Origin of the sequence: Halomonas litopenaei (genome assembly GCF_003045775.1) — a bacterium.
Classification (GTDB): Bacteria; Pseudomonadota; Gammaproteobacteria; order Pseudomonadales; family Halomonadaceae; genus Halomonas; species Halomonas litopenaei.
This window is the reverse complement of sequence record NZ_PXNS01000042.1, coordinates 1-674: the sequence shown is the minus strand read 5'-3', so window position 1 is coordinate 674 and position 674 is coordinate 1. Positions and strand designations below refer to the sequence as shown.

The 674-nt window shown below is 65.7% G+C and carries 1 protein-coding gene; it reads left to right on the top strand.

The window, feature by feature from the left end; genetic code table 11:
• The coding region (locus tag C6W88_RS21785; RefSeq protein ID WP_197037177.1) for a hypothetical protein at nt 1–674 on the top strand (674 nt) is incomplete at both ends.

Below are 674 nucleotides of genomic sequence, written 5' to 3'. Positions count from 1 at the left end.
TCAGCGTGGTCGGCACCGATACCGACGGCACCAGTACCGAGGCGAGCGTCTCGGTCAGCGTGGCCGACGATCAGCCGACCCTCGAGATCGCCGATACCGCCGAGACCGTGGTCGAAGGCGAGAGCGCCAACGGCACCTGGACCACCGACGCCGGTGCCGATGGCGCCACGGTGACCGTGACCGCCGGCGGCGTCGACAAGGTGCTGGGCGACGGTGCTACCGATACCGTGACCTTCAATCTTGATGAAGGCACTCTGACCGTCACTGGCGACGGTACCTGGACCTTCGAGGCTAAGGACAACCTCGACCAGGGCAACAGCCCGTCGATCGACTTCACCATCGCCACCGAAGACAGCGATGGCGATACCGCCACCGACAGCCATACCGTCACCATTACCGATGGCAGCGGCCCGAGTGTTTCGGTCACCGGCAGCGATCCGGCCTCGACCCAGGCCAGCCTGGCACTGGATGATGCCGAGACCGAAGGGGCTGCGTCGGATACCGATGTAGCTAGCCTGACCTTTACCGCCGGCAGCGACGCCATCACCTCGATCGGTTTTGGTGACTCCGCCGACATCAGCGTGACCGGCCTGGATGGCGAGCTGACCTGGAGCGTCAACGACGCCGGTGAGCTGGAAGGGCGCACAGAGGCAGACGGCGACGCCGTCCTGACC